The organism is Chromobacterium fluminis (genome assembly GCF_011602385.1).
GTDB lineage: Bacteria > Pseudomonadota > Gammaproteobacteria > Burkholderiales > Chromobacteriaceae > Chromobacterium > Chromobacterium fluminis.
Genome location: NZ_JAAOMA010000050.1, coordinates 1 through 21014 on the forward strand (window position 1 = coordinate 1; position 21014 = coordinate 21014).

Sequence of the window (21014 nt, forward strand, 5' to 3'; positions counted from 1 at the left end):
TCGTAAACAGGTTCGTAGAAGCTGTTCAAAGTCTTGCGAGCCAGAGCGAGACAAGGCGAAAACGGATGAGAAAGCGGAGTGTACAAGTGGTACATGAGCATTTCGAAGCCGTACTCACCGTGGGGCGTCTCACGAAGCGCAGCAGATCGTAAACAGGTTCTTAGACCATGGAGGGGTCCGGCTCCAGCCCCAGCAACGAACGTCCCAGGATCTGGGCGCAGACGTCGTAGTCGGTGTAGGCGTGGGCGCCGGTCATGTGGGCGTCGCGGAACAGCCGCTGCGCCTCGTTTTCCAGCCGCCAACAGTTGCCGCCCATGGATTCGAACAAGCGGTCCACCGCCTGGATGCACATCTTCACCGCGTAGGCTTGGTTGGTGCGCCAGAAGGCCAGCGTTTCCGCCGCGGGATAACGCTTGGCCGCGCCGTGCTCGGCGTGATCGCGCCAACTGGCTTCCAGCAAGGCGCGCGCGGCCAGCACCTGGTGAGTGGATTCGGCCAGCCGCATATAGGCGGGCAGCGCGGCGCCCACCTGGGCGCCGGTGTAGACGCGGATGCGGTTGCGGCTGCGTTCCTTGAACACTTGCAGCATGCGCTCGGCCACGCCCAGGCTGATGGCGGCGAAGCCGCTGGCGAAGTAGGGCCGATAAGGCGCGTAGAAGATCTTGCTGTCCGGGTACAGGCCGAAACCGGCGGAGCGGCCTTCCATCATGTCCTTGGCCGCCTCTATCCGGTGTTCCGGCACGAAGACCTTGTCCACCAGCAGCGTCTTGGTGCCACTGCCTTGCATGCCGGCGGCGTGCCAGTCGTCGCGGATCCGGTAATCGGCGCGCGGCACCACGCCAAAGCAGTATTGCGGCTCGCCGTCCGGGCCGGGGCGGCGAAAGCCCAGTATCGCCCACTCGGCGTGGTCGCAGCCGCTGCTCCAGCCCATTTCACCGCTGAGCAGCACGCCGCCGTCCGCGGCTTCGGCCCGGCCCAGCGGCGCGATGCTGCTGCTGGCGGTGGCGTCGCGGTCCTCGCCCCAGACCTCCTCTTGCAGCCGGGCGGAGAACAGCGCGATCTGGTGACTGTGGGTGGCCAGCAAGCTGGCCGCCCAGGCGGTGCTGGCGCAGGCGCCGGCCAGCGCCGCCACGCAGTCCGCGAATTCCGGCAGGCTGATTTCCCGGCCGCCGTAAGACTTGGGCTGGAAGGCGCGGTGAAAGCCCACGCTTTTCAATAGCGCGATGTTTTCCGCCGGCACGGTGCGTTCGCGTTCCGCCCGCTCCGCGTTGGCGGCGATGGCGGGCAGGATGGGAAGCAGAGTTTCCAGCAAGGGATTGGGGTGGCGCATGGCGGGTCTCCTGGGTGCGTGGTGGCGCTGGATAATAATGAATACCTTCAGCGAATTTGCATTATGGATAGCGATGCCGCGCACTGGAATGCACCTTCCAAGCTGTCTTAGGTACTTTTCATGGTATTTCCGCGCATGGCGGCGGAGGCGGATCCGCGCCAGCGTATCGGCGAGGCGGCCTGTTCGGCTTCGTGCTCCGGTCCCAGCGGGATGTCGCGACGGTCGCGCAGCAACAGCGCGGCGGCGAGGCCGATCAGCGTCATGCAGCTCAGATAAGCGGTCACCGCGGCGGTGGAGCCGGTTTGGGCGATCAATGCCTTGGCGATCATCGGCGCGAAGGCGCCGCCGAGGATGGCGCCCAGCGCGTAGGAGATGGACACGCCGGAAAAGCGCACCGAGGCGGGGAACAGCTCCGCGTAGAACGCCGATTGCGCGCCGTAGGTCAGGCCGGTGCCCACGGACAACAGGCACAGCGCCAGCAGCACCGCCGGCAGTCCGGCGCTGTTCACCAGCGGGAACAGCACCAGCACGCCGGCCAGCTGCACGCCGAAGCCTATGATGTAGACGCGGCGGCGGCCGATGCGGTCCGACCAGACGCCGGCCAGCCAGGTGAAGGCCATCCAGCAGGCGGAGGCGAAGGCGACGGCCAATAGCACCGGGGTACGCTCCATGCGCAGCGCGCCGGCGGGGTCGGTGGTGTAGTTTTGGATGAAGCCGCCGGTGGTCATGTAACCGACGGCGCTGTTGCCGGCGAACACCAGCGCGGCCAGCAGCACCAGCGACGCGTGGCGGCGGAACAGGTCCAGCACCGGGGTGCGCGAGCCGGCCTTGCGCGCCTTGATCTCCTCGAATACCGGGCTTTCCTCCACCGAGCGGCGCACCCATTGGCCGATGAACAGCAACACGACGCTGAACAGGAAGGGCACGCGCCAGCCCCATTCCAGGAAGGCGTCGCCGGGGGAGATCACCCCGCTCATCAGCGCGAACACGCCGGAAGCCAGCAGCAAGCCCAGCGGCACGCCTATCTGCGGGAAGGCGCCGTAGCGGCCGCGCTGACCGCGCGGCGCGTGTTCCACCGCCATCAGCACCGCGCCGCCCCATTCGCCGCCGGCGGAGATGCCTTGCAGAATGCGCAGCAGGATCAGCGCGAGCGGCGCCAGCAGGCCGGCGGATTCATAGGTGGGCAGCAGGCCGATCAGCGCGGTGGAGGCGCCCATCAGCACCAGGGTCAGCACCAGCATCGCGCGCCGGCCAAGCCGGTCGCCGTAGTGACCGGCGAGAAAGGCGCCCAGCGGCCGGAACAGGAAGCTGACGCCGACGGAAGCGAAGGCGATCAGCGTGGCGGAGCGCTCGCCGGCCGGCGCGAAGAACAGCTTGTTGAACACCAGGCCGGCGGCGCTGGCGTAGATGAAGAAATCGTACCATTCGATGGCGGTGCCGATCACGGTGGCGTAGGCGACTTTACGCGCGTTCGCGCTTGGGCGAGCGGGGGTGTGGCTCATCTTCAGTTCTCCTCGGGGGCGGGGCCGGAGTCGGCTCCGGGCGGCGCCTTGTTCTTGTATGGTCGCCGCTTGGGGTAGGCGGGCCGGGCGGCCCGCCGTGGGTCAGTAGGCGGATGGGGACGGCGGCAGGCCGGGCGTTTGGCTGCGGAAGGCCGCGGCCAGCGCTTCGGCGCGGCGCGCCAGCAAGGTGGTGTCGACGCCGACGGCGACGAAGCCCGCGCCCAGTTCCAGCAGGCGGCGCGCTTCGGCCTCGTCGGCCATCAGGATGCCGGCGGCCTTGCCTTGAGCGCGGATGCGGCGGATGGCGTCGTCCATTGCCGCGCGCACGTCCGGGTGGTCCGGCCGGCCCGGATGGCCCATGTCGGCGGCCAGGTCGGCAGGGCCGATGAAGACGCCGTCCACGCCGTCGGTGGCGGCGATGCCGTCCAGCGCGGCCAGAGCCTGGCGGGTTTCCACCTGGACCAGCACGCAGATTTCGCTGTCGGCCCGCGTCAGGTAATCCGGCACGCGGTTCCAGCGCGAGGCGCGCGCCAGCGCGCTGCCCACGCCGCGGACGCCGCGCGGCGGGTAGCGGGTGGCCGCCACCGCCCGCGCCGCCTCGTCGGCGTTTTGCACCATGGGCAGCATCAGCGTTTGCGCGCCGATGTCCAGCAAGCGCTTGATGCGCACCGGGTCGTTGCTGGCGGCGCGCACAATGGGGTGGCAGGGGTAGGGGGCGATGGCCTGCAGTTGCAGCAGCACGTCGTTCAGTTCATTGGGCGCGTGTTCGCCGTCTATCAACAGCCAGTCGAAGCCGGCGCCGGCCAGCAGTTCGGCGCTGTAGGGGCTGGCCAGGCCCAGCCACAGGCCGATCTGGCGGCGACCGTCGCGCAGCGCGGCCTTGAAGGGGTTGGCGGGAAGTTGCATGGCGGTTCCTCTAAGGGGGTCAGACGAAGCGGCAACTGATCGCGCCCAGCGGGCCGTAGTCGACGTGGAAGGTGTCGCCGGCGCGCGCCGGCACCGGCCGGGTGAAGGAGCCGGACAGAATCACCTGGCCGGCCTTGAGCTCGACGTCGAAGGGCGAGAGCTTGTTGGCCAGCCAGGCCACGCCGTTGGCCGGGTGGTTGAGCACCGCGGCGGCGACGCCGGATTCCTCGATCACGCCGTTGCGGTACATCAGCGCCGCCACCCAGCGCAGGTCCAGCTCGCGCGGGCGGATGGGCCGGCCGCCCAGCACCACGCCGGCGTTGGCGGCGTTATCGGCGATGGTGTCGAACACCTTGCGCGGGCGCTGGCTGTCCGGGTCTATGGACTGGCTGCGCGCGTCGATGATTTCCAGCGCCGGAATCACGTACTCGGCCGCGTCGTAGACGTCGAACAGTGTGGCGCCGGGGCCGGACAGCGGCCGGCCCAGGATGAAGGCCAGCTCCACTTCCACCCGCGGCACGATGAAGCGGGACACCGGAATATCCGCGCCGTCGTTAAAGAACATATCGTCCAGCAGCGCGCCGTAGTCGGGCTCGTCTATTTGCGAGGACATCTGCATCGCGCGCGAGGTCAGGCCTATCTTGTGGCCCTTGAGCTTGCGGCCTTCCGCCAGCTTCATCTCCACCCAGCAGCGCTGGATGGCGTAGGCGTCCTCTATGGTGATCTCGGGGTGGTCCAGCGAGATCTGGCGGATCTGCCTGCGTTCGCGCTCGGCGTCGTGCAAGCGGCGCGCAATGCCGCGGATCTGGTCTTGGCTCAGCATGCGGAGTCCTCGGGAGGGCGGAAGCGTTGGTGCACATTGTTGTGCTTGAAGTTGAGCGTGGCGGACAGTTCGGTCAGCTCGAAGCTGAGCGCCAGGTAGCGCTGGGCGAACAGCGGTTCGAAGTGGCGTTGGATCAGCGCGAACACCTGCTCGGCGGTGGCGCGGCGCTGAGCCTCGCTGCGCCCGCTGCCTATCTGCAAGGTGCAGTGGACGAAGGCGTAGTCGGCCTCGCCGTCGGCCATGCGCCAGGTGTCCAGCCAGTGGGCGCGGCTGCGAATGCCGGCTAGGGGAAACAGGCCGCTGGCGGCCAGACAGTCGTGCACCTGGCGGAACAGTTCCGGCAGGTCCGCCTGCTCGCGAATATTGTCGGTGCATTCAGCGATGAAGTGCGGCATGGCGTTCTCCCTGAGCTTCCACCGGCAGCACCGCGTTGATCTGGCCGGTGCCGGAGCTGCCGAAGTAGGGGGTGATGATTTCCGCGCGGCCGCGGTAGTTGTCCCAGCCCAGCGCGCCCAGCAGCATGGCGGTGTCGTGCATGAAGCCCTCGCCGTGGCACTTTTCGGCGTACTCCGGCAGCATGTCGCAGAAGGTTTTCCAATCGCCGTCCAACCACATGGAGATGACCTCCTGGTCCATGCTTTCCAGGAAGGGGCTCCAGGCCTTGTGCAGGTATTGGTCGGCGGTGCCGTTCTGGGCGAAGCGGTGCGATAGCGAGCCGCTGGCGAAGAAGGCCACGCGGCCGTCGTAATCGCGCTCCACCGCCTCGCGCATCGCCGCGCCCAGCCGCGCGCTGTCGGCCAGATCGTGCACCGTGCACAGCGCGGCCACCGATACCACCTTGAAATGCCGGTCGGGGTTCATATAGCGCATCGGCACCAGGGTGCCGTACTCCAGCGGCAGCGTGGTGGCGTCGTGGGCGCGGGTGTGAACGCCGGCGGCGGTGGCGGCCTCGGCCAGCAGCTTGCCCAGAACGGGATTGCCCGGGTAGGCGTAGGGCATGTTCTTGATGAAGTGCGGCAGCTCGTTGCTGGTGTACACGCCTTCGAAGGCCGGCGCGCAGTTGACGTGGTAGCCGGAGTTGACCAGCCAGTGGGTGTCGAACACCACGATGGTGTCCACGCCCAGTTCGCGGCAGCGGCGGCTGATCTCCTTGTGGCCGTCTATGGCCGCCTGGCGGCAGCCTTGATGCGGGCCGGGCAGTTCCGACAGATACATGGACGGCACATGCGTGATCTTGGCCGCCAGGGCTAGGGTTCCCATTGCGTTCTCCTTTGTGCTGCGCGGGCGCGTCGCCCGCGCGTCGTTGCCGTTTGCGGAAGCGGCCGTCTGGGCGGCCTTGGCTTGCGTGTCAGCGGGTTTCCACGCCCCAGCGCGGAATGAAATGGCCGCCCATGGAGACGCAGACGTTTTTCACCTCGGCGAAGGCTTCAAAGCTGTATTCGCCGCCTTCGCGCCCAACGCCGGACGCCTTGACGCCGCCGAAGGGCTGGCGCAGGTCTCGCACGTTCTGGCTATTGACGAAGACCATGCCGGCCTCGATGCCGCGCGCCAGACGATGGGCCTTGCCGATGTCCTGCGTCCAGATGTAGGAAGCCAGGCCGTAGTCGACGTCGTTGGCCAGCCGCAGCGCCTCGGCCTCGTCGCTAAAGCGCAGCAGGCAAGCCACCGGGCCGAAGATTTCCTCCTGGGCGATGCGCATGCGGTTGTCGACGTCGGCGAAGACGGTGGGGCGGATGAAGTGGCCGGCGGCCAGCGCTTCGGGCAGGCCGGCCGGACGTTCCAGGCCGCCGGCCGTCAGCCGCGCGCCTTCCTCCAGGCCGATGCGGATATAGCCGGTGACCTTGTCGTAATGCTGGCGGGTGATCATCGAACCCACCTGGGTGTTGGGGTCCTGCGGATCGCCGACGATCAGGCGCTGAGCACGGGCGGAGAATTCCGCGACGAAGCGATCGTAGATGCCGTTCTGGACGAAGATGCGGCTGCCGGCGGTGCAGCGTTCGCCGTTGAGGGAGAAGATGGTGAACAGCGCGGCGTCCAGCGCGCGATCGAAGTCGGCGTCGTCGAACACCAGCACCGGCGATTTGCCGCCCAGCTCCATCGAGTACTTCTTCAGCCCGGCGTTTTGCATGATGCGGCGCCCGGTGGCGGTGCCGCCGGTGAAGGACACCGCGCGCACGTCCGGATGGCTGACCAGGGCTTCGCCGGCGCTGGCGCCGTAGCCTTGCACCACGTTGAACACGCCGGGCGGAATGCCGGCCTCCAGCGCCAGCCGGCCCAGTTCGTTGGCGGTCAGCGGCGACAGCTCGGACATCTTCAGCACCGCGGTGTTGCCCAGCGCCAGGCAGGGCGCGGTCTTCCAGGTGGCGGTCATGAAGGGCACGTTCCACGGCGACACCAGCGCGCACACGCCCACCGGCTGGTACAGCGTGTAGTTGAGCATCTGCTCGTCCACCGGGTAGCTATGACCGTTCATGCGGGTGCAGACTTCGGCGAAAAAGTCGAAGTTGTGCGAGGCGCGGGGGATCAGCACATTGCGGGTCTGGTGGATGGGCAGGCCGGTGTCCAGGGTTTCCAATTCCGCCAGCCGCGGCACTTCGCGCTGAATCAGCTCGCCCAGCTTGCGCATCAGCCGCGCGCGCTCCTTGGCCGGCGTGGCCGCCCACTTGGGAAAGGCCGCCTTGGCGGCGGCCACCGCCAGGTTGATTTCCTCGGCGCCGCCCGCGGCCACTTCGCCCAGCGCTTCGCCGGTGGCCGGGTTGTAGTTGACGAAGCTGTCTTGGCTGGCCACTTCGCGGCCGTTTATCCAGTGTTTGATCATGGGGTTTCCTTTTCCGCGTTCCGGCGCGCAAGCCAGTCCGTTTCGCTGATGATGTGATTGAGCAGCCGGCCGACGCCCGCGACTTCCACGACGACTTCGTCGCCGGGGCGCACGTCGGACAGGCCTTGAGGCGTACCGGTGGCGATCATGTCGCCTGGCCGCAGCGTCATGAAGGCGGACAGGTATTCGATCAGGAAGGGGATGTCGAACACCATGTCGCGGGTATTGCCGCTCTGGACGCGGCGGCCGTTGACATAGGCGGCCAGCTCCAGGCAATGCGGGTCGGAGACGTCGTCGCGGTCCACCAGCCATGGGCCGATAGGGGTCAGGCCGTCGCGGTTTTTCACCCGCAGATTGGGCCGGTAGTAGTTTTCCAGATAGTCGCGCACCGCGTAGTCGTTGCACACGGTGTAGCCGGCGACATAGTCCATCGCCTGGGCGCGCCTCACCTTGCGCGCGGTCTTGCCTATCACCGCCACCAGTTCGCACTCGTAGTGCATATATTCAACATTGTCCGGCCGCATTGATTGTTGGCGGTGGCCGGTCAGCGTGGCGGGCGTCTTGAGGAACACCAGCGGTTCGCTGGGCGGTTTGAAGTCCAGTTCGGCCGCGTGGTCGGCGTAGTTGAGGCCCAGCGCGAACAGCGTTCCCTGGCACGGCGGCAGCCATTCCACCTCGGTTTCGCCCAGGCGGCGGCCGTCCGGCAGCACGATCGCGCCGTCGGCGTCGGCCTGCGCGCGCCAGGTTTGGCCCTGGTAACGGATGCGGGCGTGTCTCATTGGATATCCTCCTCGGCCGCGACGATGTTTTCCAGGCGGCCGATGCCGTCTATCTCCACCGCCACGGTGTCGCCCGGACGCAGCCGGGCGTTGCGCGGCGGCGTGGCCACGATCAGCAGGTCGCCGGCGTACAAGGTGAGGAACTGGCTGACGTCGGCGATCAACTGGGCGACGCCGCGCAGCCAGTCGGCGCTGTCGTTGGTTTCGGCCAGCGCGCCGTTGACGTAGGTGCGCACTTGCACTCGTTGCGGATTGATGGCGTCGGGGCCGGCCTCGGGGCCGATGGGGCAGAAGCCGTCGCGGCATTTGGCCTGGATCGCCGGCCGGTAGAAGCTGGTTTCGGCCAGGCTGACCTCGTTGACCACCGCGTAACCGCCGACATGGGACAGGGCGTCGGCCGCGCTCACGCGGCAGGCGTCGCGGGCGATGCGCACGCCCAGCGCGCCGCCGGCGTAGACGGCGTCGGCGTCGGCGGGAAAGGGGATGGGCGCGCCGGCGGCGCTGACGGTGTTGCGCGGCTTGACGAACAGCACCGGCGCTTGCGGCGGGCGTTGGTAGGGGGCTTGTTCGAACTCCGCCGCCAGCGCCGCCTGCAAACGGCGGTGGTTGAGCGCCGCGCCGTAGATGGCCGCCGGCCGCTCCGTTGCGGCGTCTAGGACAAGGCTCATGCTTAACTCCTTGTTATTGAATGGGTTGCCGTTGTTCGAATATTCATTAATATGTTAAAGTTTATAACGATGACGGCGGGCTGCTGTCAATGTTTATCCATGTTGCGTTGCGGGGAAGCCCGCGGAAAACCGCGCTTGGGCGGCGGCGGCCTGGCTTCCCGATCCGGCGGGGAGGCCAGAGCGGCGGCCTTTTGCCGAGGAGGTGCGGCGAGAACGGCCGACTATGGCGAAAATGTCACAAGGGAGGGACGGCGATGAGCAGAAACCCGCGCGGCCTGGGCGCGCGCATACCCAATATCGACATCGGCAAGGCATACGACAGCCCTTACGAGTCCGTCGACATCCATTGCGAATCCTTCGGGCGGCTGGCGGCCTTTTTCGGCCGCAATATGCCGGTGCATCGGCACGACCGTTTTTTGCAATTGCACTACCTCGCCAGCGGCGATATCCGGCTGCAGTTGGAGGAGGATCATTACCAGGCGCGCGCGCCGCTTTTGTTTCTGACCCCGCCTACGGTGCCGCACGCCTTCATCACCGGGCCGGAGGCCGACGGTCATGTGCTGACCTTGCGTCAGGAGTTGGCGCGCGGCTGGCTGGAGGAGGCGGGGCCGGACGCCTTGAGCGCGCCGTTCTGCGTGGAGCTGGCCGAGGTGCCGGCGGAATGGGCCGATATGGCGCGGCGGCTGCCCAAGCGGCTGGCGCAGTTGCAGCGGGAGAGCGAGGCCCCGGAGCCGGGCGCGGATCTGGCGCGGCAAGCCTTGGCCCAACTGGTGCTGGTGGACGTGTTGCGGCTGTCCGGCCTGCCGGGGCCGCGCCGGGGGCCGCGTCGCGACGAATGGCGGCTCTATCACCGCTTCAACGGCTTGATAGAGGCGCATTACCGCGAACACTGGAGCCTGGACCGCTACGCCGCCGAGCTAGGCGTTAGCGAGGCGCGGCTCAACGATGTGTGCCGCCGCTTGGCGGACTTGCCGTCCAAGCGGCTGGCGCACGACAGGCTGCTGCAGGAGGCGAAGCGTCTGTTGATCTATTCCCCCGCCTCGGTGCATGCCATCGCCTATGAATTGGGTTTCAAGGATCCCGCCTACTTTTCCCGCTTCTTTCAGCGTCTGGCGGGCTGCCCGCCCAGCGACTACCGCGCGCGCCGCCAGGCCTGAACCCGCGCGGCCTAGTTCGTCGTGTCGTGGGCCGATTCCAGACCGCGAGCGCCGGGAGGCGCGCCCAGATGGGCCAGGGCGCGGGCGCGGGTGTGGGACGGAGCTTCGCCGAACAGTTTGCGGTAATCGCCGGCGAAATGTCCCAAGTGGTAAAAGCCCCAGGCCCCGGCGGCGTCTCGCACGCCGTGGCCGGCTTGCGCGGGGTTCAGCAGCATCCGGCGCACCGCGTTCAGGCGGATGGAGCGCAGATAATCGACCGGGGTGGTGTCCGCCACCAGCTGAAAGCTGTTTTGCAGGGTGCGGCGGCTGACGCGCAGCCGGCTGCACAGCTCCAGCACCGTCACCGGCTCGTCCGGCTTGGCCAGCGCCAGCGCCTGGCTGCGCCTGACGATGTCGCAATGGGTGGCGAAGGTCAGGTTGCCGAGGCGCTCGCCCAGCGCGCCGTCCGCCAGCGCGTCTTGCAGCAGGTCCAGCAACTGGTGCTGAATCACTTTCTGGTTGCCGGCGTAGGACAGCAGCGTCGGGTCCAGCAAGGCCTGTTCGAACACGCCGTTCAGCAGCGCGCGCAGCGCCGCCAGCGCGGCCGGCCGGGCCGGGAACACCGGCGTCTTGCCTCGGGCCTCGCGCAGCGGGCGGCAGAGCGCCGGCGTCAGTTCGGCCAAATCCTCGTAGGGCACCGACACCTGGACCGAATCCGCGCCCGGCGGCAGGTGGAACACGAAGTCCTCGCCGCCGCGCAGCGCCATCAGGGCGTTGTCGGGCACGGCGACGCCTTGCAGGCTCAGCGGCGACGGTGCGCGGATGGGCAGCGCGAAATGGATCATGCCGCCGGGCGCGCGCCCTTGCTGCACCACGCGCTGGTTGAAGCTCTCGCGGAAGATGTCCAGGCGCGCGGTGCGCACCCGGCTCAAGGTGCTGCGGAAACGTCCGCCGCTGATCTGGCTGTATAGCTGCTCCCAGCCGGGCAGGGCCTCGGCGTGCAGGTGGGCGTCGTCAAAACAACGGGCTGCGGCAATCATCTGCTTTCTCCGGTGGGTGGGGGTGGAGTCCGCCTGTTCTCGGTCCAACGTTCTGGATCGCAAAATGATTAATATGTTATTTAAATCGAAATGTCCAGCGCTCTTTGCGTCGGTTAAGCATTGTTTTTACTGCATGTTTCCATCTAGCGACATGCTGCGCCGCAACGCGAATAGCCGGGCCGCGCTTTGCCGATTTGGGATCAGCCGCGTCGGCCGCGCTGGGTATATTGGGCCATCGCCGGCCGCGCTCACGCGGCGGCAAGCTTGATTGAAAAGGAGACGCGGATGGATCAAAACCTGGTGCCGGTGCTGGAGTCGGTGCGAGCCTTTCTAGAGCGGGAACATGGGCTGTGGATAGACGGCAAGCCGCGGGCGGCGCTGTCGGGACGACGCAAGGAGGTGCGCAATCCGGCCAGCGGCGCGGTGATCGCCAGCGTGGCGGACGGCGAGGCCGCCGATGTGGACGCGGCGGTGGGCAGCGCGCGGCGGGCCTTTGAATCGGGCGTCTGGTCCGGCTTGAGGCCGGCCGAGCGCGAGCGCGTGTTACTGAGGCTGGCGGATGTGCTGGAGGCGCACGCCGAGGAGCTGGCGCAGCTGGAAACGCTGAACCAAGGCAAATCCATCCACCTGGCCCGGGCCATCGAGGTGGGCGGCTCCATCGAATACGTGCGCTATATGGCGGGCTGGGCCACCAAGATCACCGGAGAAACCCTGGATGTGTCGATTCCGGCGCCGCCGGGCGCGCGCTTCACCGCCTTCACCCGGCGCGAGCCGGTGGGCGTGGCCGCCGGCATCGCGCCGTGGAATTTCCCTTTGATGATCGCCTTGTGGAAAACGGTGCCGGCCTTGGCGGCCGGTTGCACCGCGGTGTTGAAGCCGGCTAGCGAGACGCCGCTGAGCGCGCTGCGTCTGGCGGAACTGGCGCTGGAGGCCGGCGTGCCGCCGGGCGTCTTCAACGTGGTGACCGGGCGCGGCGAGGCGGCGGGCCAAGCGCTGGCAGGGCATCCGCTGATCGGCAAGGTCAGCTTCACCGGCTCCACCGAAGTGGGCAAGGCCGTCGGCCACGCCGCGCTGGACAATATGACCCGGCTGGCGCTGGAGCTGGGGGGCAAGAACCCGATGCTGGTGCTGGGCGACGCCGACATCGATCAGGCGGTGAGGGGGGCTTTGCTGGGCGGTTTTCTCAATCAGGGCCAGGTCTGCGCCGCCGCCTCGCGGCTGTATGTGCATCGCAGCAAATTCAATCTGTTCGCCGAGGCGCTGTCCGCCGCCGTGGCCGGCATGCGCTTGGGGCCGGGCATGGATCTGGACGCTCAGGTCAACCCGCTGGTGTCGCAGCGGCGGCAGCAGGCGGTGTGCCGGCTGATAGAGCGCGGCCGCGCCGCCGGCGCCCGCGTGCTGACGGGCGGCGGGGCCGCCGACCTGCCCGGCTATTTCGTGCAGCCGACGGTGATGACGGACCTGGCGCCGGACAATCCGGTGGCGCGCGAGGAAGTCTTCGGCCCGGTGCTGGCGCTGATGCCCTTCGACGAGGTGGACGAGGCGGTGGCGCTGGCCAACGACACGCGCTACGGCCTGGCCGCCAGCGTGTGGACCAATGATTTGTCGGCGGCGCTGGACATCGTGCCGCGGCTGCAGGCCGGCACGGTCTGGGTCAACAGCCATATTCCGCTGGACCCGGGCATGCCCTTCGGCGGTTACAAGGAATCCGGCATCGGCCGCGAATTCGGCAAGGGCGCGGTGGAGAGCTTCACCGAGATCAAATCGGTCTGCATCGCCCATTGAGCGCGGACGCGCTTCCACTTTGATTCAGGAGAAAAACATGTCTTACGACAAGGCCCGTTTCTGGCACCCCATGCTGCATCCCAACGCAATGAAAGAGCGGCCGCCCATCCGCATTGTGCGCGGCGACGGCTGCCATGTGTTTGACGACCAGGGCGTCAAGCTGGTGGACGGCGTGGCCGGGCTGTGGAACGTCAACGTCGGCCACAACCGCGCCGAAATCAAGCAGGCCATCGCCCGGCAGCTGGACGAGCTGGAGTATTTCCAGCTTTTCGACGGCATCTCCCATCCGCGGGCGGAGGAGTTGTCCGCGCTGCTGATCGACATGCTGCGGCCGGAAGACATGGCGCGGGTGGTGTTCAGCTCCGGCGGCTCGGACGCGGTGGAAACCGCGCTCAAGCTGGCGCGTCAGTATTGGCGGCTCAAGGGCCAGCCGGACCGGGTCAAGTTCATTTCGCTGAAGCAGGGTTACCACGGCACTCACTTCGGCGGCGGCTCGGTCAACGGCAATACGGTGTTCCGCCGCAATTACGAGCCTCTGCTGCCCGGTTGTTTCCACGTGGAGACGCCGTGGCCCTATCGTAATCCGTTCACCGAGGACCCGGAGGAACTGGCCGAGATTTGCGCGCGGATGCTGGAGCGCGAGATCTTGTTCCAGAGCCCGGACACGGTGGCGGCCTTTATCGCCGAGCCCATCCAGGGCGCCGGCGGCGTCATCGTGCCGCCGGCCAGCTATTGGCCGCGGGTGCGCGAGGTGTGCGATCGCCACGGCGTGCTGTTAATCGCCGACGAGGTGGTCACCGGCTTCGGCCGCTCCGGCTCCATGTTCGGCAGCCGGCTCTGGGGTGTGAAGCCGGACATGATGTGCCTGGCCAAGGGCATCTCCTCCGGTTATCTGCCGCTGGGGGCCACCGTGGTCAATCAGCGCGTGGCGGACGCCTTCGCCGCCAACGGCGATTTCGGCGGCGTCATCATGCACGGCTACACCTACGCCGGCCATCCGGTGGCCTGCGCCGCCGCTCTCGCCAATCTGCGCATCGTGCAAGAGGAAGACCTGCCGGCAAAGGCGGCGGAAACGGGCGCCTATCTGCTGGAGCGGCTGCGGCCGCTGGCCGAGCGTTATCCGGCGGTGGGCGAGGTGCGCGGCAAGGGGCTGATGCTGGCTCTGGACCTGGTCAAGGACAAGGCCAGCCGGGAGCCCATCGACCCGCAAAGCGGTTACGCCGACAAGGTGGCGGAAATCGCGCGCCGGGCCGGCGCGCTGGTGCGGCCGGTGGGCAGCAAGATCATTTTGTCGCCGCCGCTGGTATTGCAGCGCGAGCACGCCGATGTGATTGCGACGGCCTTGGAGGCCGGACTGGCCGAGGCTTGAACGGCCCGGCCCGAACGGGGAGCAGCCGGCCGCGCCGGCACGCCGCCAGGAAGACAGAGAGCGGCGGCCGGCGCGACGGCGGATGGAGAGGGAGGAGAACCATGTCTGTAAGCGAACGTTTGAGCCGCAGCCTGAGCCGCGGCGTGGTGGGCTTTCCGGTGGCGCTGGCCAGTTCGGTGGGCGTCGTGATGGCCAGCCCGGTGATACTGACCGCCACCAGCGGCTTTGGCATGGCCGGGGGCACTTTCGCCTTGGCGATGCTGATCGCCTACCTGATGATGCAGGCGCAGGCCACCACTTTCGCCGAAGCGGCGGCGATGCTGCCGACTTCCGGCGCGGTTTACGATTACATCAGCGCCGGCCTGGGCCGCGGCCTGGCCATCGCCGGCACTCTGTCGGCCTATCTATTGGTGCATGTGTTCGCCGGCACCGCCGAGACCATTCTGTCCGGCATCATGGCGCTGGTGAATTTCGATCATCTCAACACCATGCTGGAGAAAAGCGGCAGCGCCTGGATGGTGGGCGTGGGCCTGGTCATCGTTTTCGGCGGGCTCAACGCGCTGGGGGTGACGCTGTTCGGCAAGGCCGAGGTGGCGCTGACCTTCGGCATGTGGGCGACGCTGACGGTGTTTGGCGTGGCCGGCTTGCTGCGCGCGCCGGCGGTGGATCTGGGCGGTTGGTTCGGCGCGCCGCTGCGTTTGGACGATCCCGGCTTGTTGCTCAGCCTGGTGGGCATGGCGATGTTCATGTTCGTCGGCGCGGAATTGGTGACGCCGCTGGCGCCGGAGCTGCGCGACTCCGGACGCGCCATTCCGCGGGCCTTGAAGATAGGGCTTAGCGGCGTGGCCGTCACCATGCTCTTGTACGGCGCGGCCATGGTGCGGCAGGTGGCCAATACGCCGCTGGACCCGACCCATGCGGACGGGCCAAGGTTGCTGGACACGCCGATGGCGCTGCCGGCCTTCGCCGAGCGGGTGATGGGGCCGTTCGGCAAAATCTGGCTGGGCGTCGGCCTGCTGCTGGCCGGCGCGGCGACGATCAACACCCTGATGGCGGCGCTGCCGCGCATCCTGTACGGCATGGCTCAGGACGGCGCTTTGCCGCGCTGCTTCGCCTATCTGCATCCGCGCTTCAATACCCCGTGGTGCGGCATCGCGGCGGCGGTGCTGATTCCCTGTATCCATGCCTGGCTGATTCAGGGCGATCTGGACCGCATCATGCCCCTGGTGCTGGCGGCGGTCTGTTCCTGGGGCGTGGCCTATCTGCTGGTGACCTTGTCCGTGGTGCGTTTGAGGCTGACGCGGCCGGATTTTCCGCGCGCCTACCGCTCGCCGTGGTTTCCGCTGCCGCAGATCGGCTCCGCGCTGGGCATCGTGCTGGCCATCTGTTTCATCACCCCGCCCGGCATGCAGGCGCGCGACATCTACCTGCCCTTTGGCTGGATGCTGGGGCTGACCCTGGTGTACGCGCTGCTGTGGACCTTGCTGGTGCAGAAGGTCAACCCTTTCCGGCCGGTGCCGCTGGAGCAGATTCTGAACGCGCAGCCTCTGGACGAGGACGAGGCCTTGCGGCGGGAGCTGGAACGTGTGGCCGCGGCTGGCTGAGGCTTGGCGCAGGCCGGGCGGCTATCGTCCGGGCGCGATGCTGACGCGGCTGAGCCTGGACTGGCCCGAGCTGGACAGCCTGGACGCGGAGGAAGAAGGAGAGCGGCGTTTTCGGTTTCCGCACGGAGACTGGAGCTTTTCCGCGCGTGAGCGGGTGGAGGCGGGCTGGCTGGCGCATTTGGTGGCTTGCGAGTTCCGGCTGACGGTGCCCGGCGCGCCGGGCCGCGCGCGCATCCGCCTGCGTCACGGCGGCTTCTGGCGCCGCCGCGGCATCGTCGTTGAAGTGTTGGACGGCGACGCCGCGGCGTTGGCGCCCTTGCTGGAGCGCTTGCGCGCGGACGCGGATTTGCGCGTCGCCCTGTCGCCGCTGGATTTCAAGCGTTGCGAGCTGCACGGCGGTCAGGACGGCTGGCAGCTATGCCTGGAGCCTTACGGCGCCAGCGAGGTGGCGTGCCGGCTGCCGCCCTTGCGGCGCTACATCGGCCTGCGCGGCGTGCAGGGCCTGGCGGTGCTGGCCAGCCTGGCCGCCTGCCGCCGCGTCTTGCTGGCGGCGGAGGCGGGGCGGGGCTAGGCATCAGCGAGCGTGGCTGCGTTTCATCCTCTCTATCCATGGTGACTCGCGGAGGGGCGGACCCTCGTCCGTCGCGGAAACAGGATCGTGAACAGCTTCTCATTACGGCGCGGGCAAGTTTTCCAACTCGTCCAGCAAAGCCAGCAAGGCCTGTAGCTTGGCAGGGGAGAAATGCGTCTCGATCCGTCGGTAGCAGTCGTTGAACAGCGGGATGATGCGTTGGGTCAGCGTCTTGGCGTGGGGCGTGGGCGTGACGATCAAGCGGCGATTGTCGCTTCGGGAGCGGTGACGGTAAACCAGGTCGTCCCGCTCCATGCGCGTCAGGATGCCGCTGAGGCTGGGCGGATGGATGCCGGCGCGCTGGGCGATCTCGCCGGCCTCCATTTCCCCGCGTTCCGCCAGCAGGCGCAGCACGCGCCATTGCTGTTCCGACAGCCCGTGGCGGCTCAACACTGGTCGAAAGTAGGACATCACCGCTTCGCGGGCGCGCAGCAGGCGTTGCGGCAATTGATATTGATAGGGGCGTTGCGTGGGATCCATGGCGGCTCCTTCGATTCAAGTCGCGTGAAAAGGACGGTGATGGCCTGACGATTAAATGAATATATTAACATGATGCCGACGCGTCCCGCCGGCGTGCTTGAAGGCAAACTGGGCCAAAGGAGGCTGCGATGTCCTTGCGAGATAAAACCATTGTGATCACCGGCGCGGGTTCCGGCATCGGCGCGGCCTGCGCGCGGCGTTTCGCCGCCGAAGGCGCGCGCGTGGCCCTGGTGGGGCGGCGGGCCGGGCCTCTGTTGGCGCTGGCGGAGGAAACCGGCGGCCTGGCCTTGGCGGGCGACGCCGCCGACTCCGCGGTCTGGGAGGATTTTCTCGCGCGCATCCGCGCGCGCTGGGGGCGGGTGGACGGCTTGGCGGCTTGCGCCGGCGGTCTGGGCATGGGCGCGGCGCTGGAGACCGACGACGAGGCCTGGCGCGCCGCCATGCGCGCGAATCTGGACACCGCCTTCGTCAGCGCCCGCGCCTGCCTGCCGGACCTGATCCGACAGGGCGGCGGCATGGTGTTGATGTCCTCCATCGCCGGCCTGGCGGCCGGACCGCAAGCATGCGGCTATGTCGTGGCCAAGCACGCCTTGCTGGGTTTGGCCCGGTCGCTGGCGCGCGACTACGGGCCGGCGGTGCGAGTGAACGCGCTGTGTCCGGGTTGGGTGCGCACGCCGATGGCGGACGAGGAGATGCGGCCGTTGATGGCGGCCTATGGCGAAGATCTGGAGGCCGCCTACAGGCGGGTGACTGCCGACGTGCCTTTGCGGCGGCCGGCTACGCCGGAGGAAATCGCCGCGATCTGCCGCTTTCTATTGTCCGACGAGGCCGCGATGGTCAGCGGCGCTTGCCTGACGGCCGACGGCGGCGCGACGGCGGTGGATGTGCCGACGCTGGCTTACGCGCGGCTGGAAAGGGAATGAAGGCCGGCCGGACCTTTAACCGCGAGTGTGGTTGACGACGCTGGCCTGCGCGCCCACCCGGAAGTTGCGGGTGGCGCCGAAATCCCCGTCCTGATAGCCGAAGATCTTGCCGTCGGTGCGCATTTGTTCCAGGTCGATCAAGATCACGCCCAGGGTGGGGATGATTTTTTCGCGCCAGACGAATAAATACAGCCGCTCCGCCACTTGGTAGTAGTGGCAGCGGTCGACGTCGGCCAGGCCGCGCTCCACGCCTTCCAGACAATGCCAGGCGTAGAGGCCGTCGTTCAGGTAAATGTGCTCGTAGCACTCGGTGGGGCTGTAGCGGTAGCGGTTGCGCATGCCGATCAGTTCGCGGCTGGGCGGATGCGGCGGGACCGCGGCGGCGGGCTGGTTGACGGCGCCGTGGAGGAATTCGACTTCCACGCCGGTCAGCTCCATCTGGCGTTCCACCCGGTCGAAGGCGCAGATCCGCGTCGCGGCGGCGTCGGGCAGCCGGCCCCGGATCAAGGTGAAGCGGCCGCGCGCCAGGTCCAGGATCAGGCTGAGGGACTGCGCGGCCGGGCCCTGGTGGCGGAAGTCGATGAAATAGACGCCGGGCCGCAAGGAACTGGCGTGGAAGCCGTTCATGTCCGCCAGCGCCGAGGCCAAGCCCGGCTGGACAATGGCGGCCCGAGCGTCTCCGTCGGGCTCCAGTCGGCAATCCGCGGCGCTGTCGTCGTCGAAGCACAGCCGCAGGCTTTGCCCGTCCAGTTCGGCGCAGCGGGGCAGGGCCAGGCTGTCGGGCGCGAAGCCGTCGGCCAGCGCGCCAACCTGGATGAATTCGGGGGTGATGTTGGACATAGGGTTTCTCCTTGATGATTTGAGCGCGTTCAAAACCCGTGTTGCTCGGCTTGCGCCTCCAGCAGGCGAGTCTGCAGCTCGCGCATCGGCGCGCCCGGCTGTTGAGCGACGATCAACTCCAGCAGCGGATCCTCCACCTCGGTGCGAATGCCGGACAGCGCCTCCAGCGCGGCCAGGCCGCAAAAGGGTACGTAGGCTTCGGAATAACCGCCTTCGTGCAGCAGGACCAGCCGTCCGTTCGCCTCGGCGTCGGCGTAGTCGGCCAACTGCCGCGTCATGGCGCGGAAGGTGTCGCTGTGCGCTTGCATCCTGGCCAGCGGGTCGACGGCGTTGGCGTCGTAGCCGCAGGCCACGATGATCAGCTCGGGCCGGAAACGCCGCAGCGCCGGCAGGACCAGCAAGCGCATCGCGTCCAGATAGGCTTGGTGACCGCCGCCGGGCAGCAGCGGAATATTCAGGTTGGCGTCCAGGCCGTCGCCCTCGCCGCGGTCCTCGGCTCCGCCGGAGCCGGGCGGATAGCAGCCGTCCTGATGCAGGGAGAGAGTCAACAGGTCGCCGCGTTGGTAAAAAATCGACTGGGTGCCGTTGCCGTGGTGCACGTCCCAGTCCACGATGGCGACGCGGCGCAGGCCGTGGCGGGCGATGGCCAGCTCCGCGGCGAGGGCGGCGTTGGCCAGAAAGCAGAAGCCCATCGCGCCGTCCGCCGAACAATGGTGGCCGGGCGGACGGGACAAGGCGTAGGCCTTGTCGGCCTCGCCGGCAAGTACGGCGTTTACCGCGGCCCAGGCCAGGCCGGCGGACAATTTGGCGATTTCATAGCTGCCGGGGCCGATTGGCGCTTGCGGCCCCAACTCGCCGCCGCCGGCGTCGCTGAGCGCTTTGAAGCGTTGCAGATAGGCGGCCGAGTGTACGCGCAGCAGATCGTCTTCGCCCAGCGGCGGCGCGCTGCGCGCTTGCAGCCGGGCGCTGAGGCCGGACACGTCCATCAGGTTTTTCAGCCGGCGTTTGCTGTCCGGGGATTCCGCGTGGCCGCCGCCGGAAGGCGGTTGCACCCAGCCGCCCACCGGAAGAATCTGCGCGTGAGGGCCGACGCTGTGCCATAGACAGAGCTCGTCGAAGAAAAACGCGGTGCGGGAGGTCATTGCGGGCTCCTTGTCGTTGCGGGCCGCAGCGTCAGCAATAGGGCCAGCGATAAGGCGGCCAGCCCCATGGAGACGAGCAGCAGGGTTTGCGGGTTTTGGCCGTGGGCGGCCATTAATTCGCCGGCCAGCGACGGACCCAGCGCCAGGCCGCCGCCTATCGCCAGATTGACGGTGTTCATCAGCCGGCCGCTGTGATCCAACGCGGCCAGCGTGGCCAGAATAAAGGGCAGGATGAAGGTCCACGCGTATTTGAAGGCGAGCGCCGCCGCCGCGAAGCGGCCGGCGCGCGGCGCGCCCAGCAGTAGGGCCAGCGCCAGCAGCATCAGCCCGTAACCGGCGATCAGCAGACGGCGGCGTTGTCCGCGCCCGCCGATCGCCGCGGCGCAGACGGAACCGGCGATGCCCATCAAGGTGGCGAGGGCCAGCCAGTCGCCGCTTTGTTCGGGCGTCAGCCCCGCCTGGCCGGCGATGCTGCCGATGAAGGTCCAGGTGCCGCTCAGGCTGACGTAAAAGCACAAGGTGGCGGCCGCGCCGATCAGCGCCGGGCGCCAGGGCGGCGCTTTCGCGCCGGCAGGCCCGCCGGGCTTGGCCGCAGAGGGGGGAAACCAGCGGGCCAGCGGCAGGCACAAGGCCATCAGCGCCGCCAGGCTCAGATAACAGGCGGCGATGCCGTAGCGGGCGAACCAGCCCGGAAACAGGACCAGCCCCAAAGCGCCCAGCGCCAGCTGGCCGGAGACCCACAGGCCGTAGGCGCGGTCCGGATTGGGGCTGGCCGCGGCGGTGGACAGGCATAGAATCATCAAGGAGCCGCCGGCCAGCGCGCTGAGCAGCCTCAGCGGCAACAGCTGGGCGTAAGTGGCGGCGAAACAGGAGGCGAGATTGGCGGCGATGAACAGCACGCCGGCGCAGGCGGCGGCGCGGCGCCAGTCCAAGCGAGGCAGCCATAGATAGGCCGGCAGCGTCGCCAGGCTCATCGCGCCCAGCTCCACGGAGAACAGGAGGCCGATTCGTTCCGGCCCCAGGCCAAACTGGGCGGCCAATTGGCTGGCCAGCGCCGGGGCGGTCATCAGCACCAGCGGCGCGACGGCGGCGAAGGCGATCAGGGCGATCAGGCTGCCGCGGATGGGCTCGGCGGTAGGGACGGGCAGGCGAGCGGTCATGTTTTCCCCCGGCGGCGTGAGTCGTAAACCAGGCTTACGCTCGCAAGATTCGCGCGGAGGGGCAAGTGGGAGAACGGC

At 68.0% G+C, this 21014-nt stretch carries 20 protein-coding genes; 6 read left to right on the forward strand and 14 right to left on the reverse strand.

Going from position 1 to position 21014, the window contains the following annotated elements; translation table 11 throughout:
* Positions 1-160: 160 nt before the first annotated feature.
* The 9 genes from HA052_RS23235 to HA052_RS23275 form a co-directional block, all read right to left on the reverse strand.
* The gene (locus HA052_RS23235; protein ID WP_166453813.1) at positions 161-1330 is read right to left on the reverse strand and encodes a p-hydroxyphenylacetate 3-hydroxylase oxygenase component; all 1170 of its coding nucleotides are present in this window, start codon (positions 1328-1330) and stop codon (positions 161-163) included.
* Positions 1331-1437: 107 nt separating this feature from the next.
* Complete coding sequence (locus HA052_RS23240) at positions 1438-2832, reverse strand: MFS transporter (RefSeq protein ID WP_166453814.1); 1395 nt, start codon at positions 2830-2832, stop codon at positions 1438-1440.
* Between the two features lie 102 nt (positions 2833-2934).
* A complete protein-coding gene (gene hpaI, locus HA052_RS23245; RefSeq protein WP_166453815.1) occupies positions 2935-3738 on the reverse strand; it encodes a 4-hydroxy-2-oxoheptanedioate aldolase in 804 nt (267 codons plus the stop codon).
* Positions 3739-3757: 19 nt separating this feature from the next.
* Entirely contained in the window at positions 3758-4561 is an 804-nt protein-coding gene (hpaH, locus tag HA052_RS23250) for a 2-oxo-hept-4-ene-1,7-dioate hydratase (RefSeq protein WP_166453816.1), read from the reverse strand.
* On the reverse strand, positions 4555-4956 hold the full coding sequence (locus HA052_RS23255; RefSeq protein WP_166453817.1) for a 5-carboxymethyl-2-hydroxymuconate Delta-isomerase: 402 nt from the start codon (positions 4954-4956) through the stop codon (positions 4555-4557). The genes hpaH and HA052_RS23255 overlap by 7 nt, the downstream gene beginning before the upstream one ends.
* Positions 4937-5821, reverse strand: coding sequence for a 3,4-dihydroxyphenylacetate 2,3-dioxygenase (hpaD, locus tag HA052_RS23260; RefSeq protein ID WP_166453818.1), 885 nt, complete (start codon positions 5819-5821; stop codon positions 4937-4939). Before hpaD ends, HA052_RS23255 begins: the two co-directional genes overlap by 20 nt.
* 88 nt (positions 5822-5909) lie before the next feature.
* Entirely contained in the window at positions 5910-7379 is a 1470-nt protein-coding gene (hpaE, locus tag HA052_RS23265) for a 5-carboxymethyl-2-hydroxymuconate semialdehyde dehydrogenase (RefSeq protein WP_166453819.1), read from the reverse strand.
* The gene (locus HA052_RS23270; RefSeq protein WP_166453820.1) at positions 7376-8158 is read right to left on the reverse strand and encodes a fumarylacetoacetate hydrolase family protein; all 783 of its coding nucleotides are present in this window, start codon (positions 8156-8158) and stop codon (positions 7376-7378) included. Before HA052_RS23270 ends, hpaE begins: the two co-directional genes overlap by 4 nt.
* Complete coding sequence (locus HA052_RS23275) at positions 8155-8826, reverse strand: fumarylacetoacetate hydrolase family protein (RefSeq protein ID WP_081545143.1); 672 nt, start codon at positions 8824-8826, stop codon at positions 8155-8157. The genes HA052_RS23270 and HA052_RS23275 overlap by 4 nt, the downstream gene beginning before the upstream one ends.
* 254 nt (positions 8827-9080) lie before the next feature.
* Between HA052_RS23275 and hpaA the strand changes: the two genes are divergently transcribed.
* Positions 9081-9983 (forward strand): 4-hydroxyphenylacetate catabolism regulatory protein HpaA, encoded by a 903-nt coding sequence (gene hpaA, locus HA052_RS23280; protein ID WP_166453821.1) that lies wholly within the window; start codon positions 9081-9083, stop codon positions 9981-9983.
* A gap of 11 nt (positions 9984-9994) precedes the next feature.
* On the opposite strand, the gene HA052_RS23285 is transcribed toward hpaA, so the two are convergent.
* Positions 9995-11002 (reverse strand): helix-turn-helix domain-containing protein, encoded by a 1008-nt coding sequence (locus HA052_RS23285; RefSeq protein WP_081545145.1) that lies wholly within the window; start codon positions 11000-11002, stop codon positions 9995-9997.
* A gap of 285 nt (positions 11003-11287) precedes the next feature.
* Between HA052_RS23285 and HA052_RS23290 the strand changes: the two genes are divergently transcribed.
* From HA052_RS23290 to HA052_RS23305, 4 genes are all read left to right on the forward strand, one after another.
* A complete protein-coding gene (locus HA052_RS23290) occupies positions 11288-12787 on the forward strand; it encodes an aldehyde dehydrogenase family protein (RefSeq protein ID WP_166453822.1) in 1500 nt (499 codons plus the stop codon).
* A 37-nt stretch (positions 12788-12824) separates the two neighbouring features.
* Positions 12825-14156, forward strand: a complete 1332-nt coding sequence (locus tag HA052_RS23295) for an aspartate aminotransferase family protein (RefSeq protein ID WP_166453823.1) — start codon at positions 12825-12827, stop codon at positions 14154-14156.
* A 101-nt stretch (positions 14157-14257) separates the two neighbouring features.
* Positions 14258-15760 (forward strand): APC family permease, encoded by a 1503-nt coding sequence (locus HA052_RS23300; protein WP_166453824.1) that lies wholly within the window; start codon positions 14258-14260, stop codon positions 15758-15760.
* On the forward strand, positions 15741-16331 hold the full coding sequence (locus tag HA052_RS23305) for a DUF3156 family protein (protein ID WP_081545149.1): 591 nt from the start codon (positions 15741-15743) through the stop codon (positions 16329-16331). The genes HA052_RS23300 and HA052_RS23305 overlap by 20 nt, the downstream gene beginning before the upstream one ends.
* 102 nt (positions 16332-16433) lie before the next feature.
* Here HA052_RS23305 and hpaR read toward each other — a convergent pair whose 3' ends face one another.
* Positions 16434-16871, reverse strand: coding sequence for a homoprotocatechuate degradation operon regulator HpaR (hpaR, locus tag HA052_RS23310; RefSeq protein ID WP_166453825.1), 438 nt, complete (start codon positions 16869-16871; stop codon positions 16434-16436).
* Positions 16872-16999: 128 nt separating this feature from the next.
* Between hpaR and HA052_RS23315 the strand changes: the two genes are divergently transcribed.
* A complete protein-coding gene (locus tag HA052_RS23315; RefSeq protein WP_166453826.1) occupies positions 17000-17794 on the forward strand; it encodes an SDR family NAD(P)-dependent oxidoreductase in 795 nt (264 codons plus the stop codon).
* 15 nt (positions 17795-17809) lie between these two features.
* Here the strand turns inward: HA052_RS23315 and HA052_RS23320 are convergent, their stop codons facing one another.
* Genes HA052_RS23320 through HA052_RS23330 form a run of 3 tightly spaced genes read right to left on the reverse strand, consistent with a single transcriptional unit; the run spans position 17810 to position 20936 of the window.
* Complete coding sequence (locus HA052_RS23320) at positions 17810-18634, reverse strand: MoaF C-terminal domain-containing protein (RefSeq protein ID WP_166453827.1); 825 nt, start codon at positions 18632-18634, stop codon at positions 17810-17812.
* A gap of 29 nt (positions 18635-18663) precedes the next feature.
* Positions 18664-19776 (reverse strand): class II histone deacetylase, encoded by a 1113-nt coding sequence (locus tag HA052_RS23325; protein ID WP_166453828.1) that lies wholly within the window; start codon positions 19774-19776, stop codon positions 18664-18666.
* Complete coding sequence (locus tag HA052_RS23330; protein WP_166453829.1) at positions 19773-20936, reverse strand: MFS transporter; 1164 nt, start codon at positions 20934-20936, stop codon at positions 19773-19775. Before HA052_RS23330 ends, HA052_RS23325 begins: the two co-directional genes overlap by 4 nt.
* Positions 20937-21014 lie beyond the last annotated feature (78 nt).

Excerpts from the sequence above, each read along its gene's own strand:
- HA052_RS23275 (WP_081545143.1), bottom strand. The coding sequence starts at position 8,826 with ATGAGCCTTGTCCTAGACGCCGCAACGGAGCGGCCGGCGGCCATCTAC.
- hpaD (WP_166453818.1), bottom strand. The coding sequence starts at position 5,821 with ATGGGAACCCTAGCCCTGGCGGCCAAGATCACGCATGTGCCGTCCATG.
- HA052_RS23240 (WP_166453814.1), bottom strand. The coding sequence starts at position 2,832 with ATGAGCCACACCCCCGCTCGCCCAAGCGCGAACGCGCGTAAAGTCGCC.
- hpaH (WP_166453816.1), bottom strand. The coding sequence starts at position 4,561 with ATGCTGAGCCAAGACCAGATCCGCGGCATTGCGCGCCGCTTGCACGAC.
- HA052_RS23320 (WP_166453827.1), bottom strand. The coding sequence starts at position 18,634 with ATGTCCAACATCACCCCCGAATTCATCCAGGTTGGCGCGCTGGCCGAC.
- HA052_RS23325 (WP_166453828.1), bottom strand. The coding sequence starts at position 19,776 with ATGACCTCCCGCACCGCGTTTTTCTTCGACGAGCTCTGTCTATGGCAC.
- hpaR (WP_166453825.1), bottom strand. The coding sequence starts at position 16,871 with ATGGATCCCACGCAACGCCCCTATCAATATCAATTGCCGCAACGCCTG.
- HA052_RS23300 (WP_166453824.1), top strand. The coding sequence starts at position 14,258 with ATGTCTGTAAGCGAACGTTTGAGCCGCAGCCTGAGCCGCGGCGTGGTG.
- hpaI (WP_166453815.1), bottom strand. The coding sequence starts at position 3,738 with ATGCAACTTCCCGCCAACCCCTTCAAGGCCGCGCTGCGCGACGGTCGC.
- HA052_RS23295 (WP_166453823.1), top strand. The coding sequence starts at position 12,825 with ATGTCTTACGACAAGGCCCGTTTCTGGCACCCCATGCTGCATCCCAAC.
- HA052_RS23290 (WP_166453822.1), top strand. The coding sequence starts at position 11,288 with ATGGATCAAAACCTGGTGCCGGTGCTGGAGTCGGTGCGAGCCTTTCTA.
- HA052_RS23270 (WP_166453820.1), bottom strand. The coding sequence starts at position 8,158 with ATGAGACACGCCCGCATCCGTTACCAGGGCCAAACCTGGCGCGCGCAG.
- HA052_RS23330 (WP_166453829.1), bottom strand. The coding sequence starts at position 20,936 with ATGACCGCTCGCCTGCCCGTCCCTACCGCCGAGCCCATCCGCGGCAGC.
- HA052_RS23315 (WP_166453826.1), top strand. The coding sequence starts at position 17,000 with ATGTCCTTGCGAGATAAAACCATTGTGATCACCGGCGCGGGTTCCGGC.
- hpaA (WP_166453821.1), top strand. The coding sequence starts at position 9,081 with ATGAGCAGAAACCCGCGCGGCCTGGGCGCGCGCATACCCAATATCGAC.
- HA052_RS23285 (WP_081545145.1), bottom strand. The coding sequence starts at position 11,002 with ATGATTGCCGCAGCCCGTTGTTTTGACGACGCCCACCTGCACGCCGAG.
- hpaE (WP_166453819.1), bottom strand. The coding sequence starts at position 7,379 with ATGATCAAACACTGGATAAACGGCCGCGAAGTGGCCAGCCAAGACAGC.
- HA052_RS23235 (WP_166453813.1), bottom strand. The coding sequence starts at position 1,330 with ATGCGCCACCCCAATCCCTTGCTGGAAACTCTGCTTCCCATCCTGCCC.
- HA052_RS23255 (WP_166453817.1), bottom strand. The coding sequence starts at position 4,956 with ATGCCGCACTTCATCGCTGAATGCACCGACAATATTCGCGAGCAGGCG.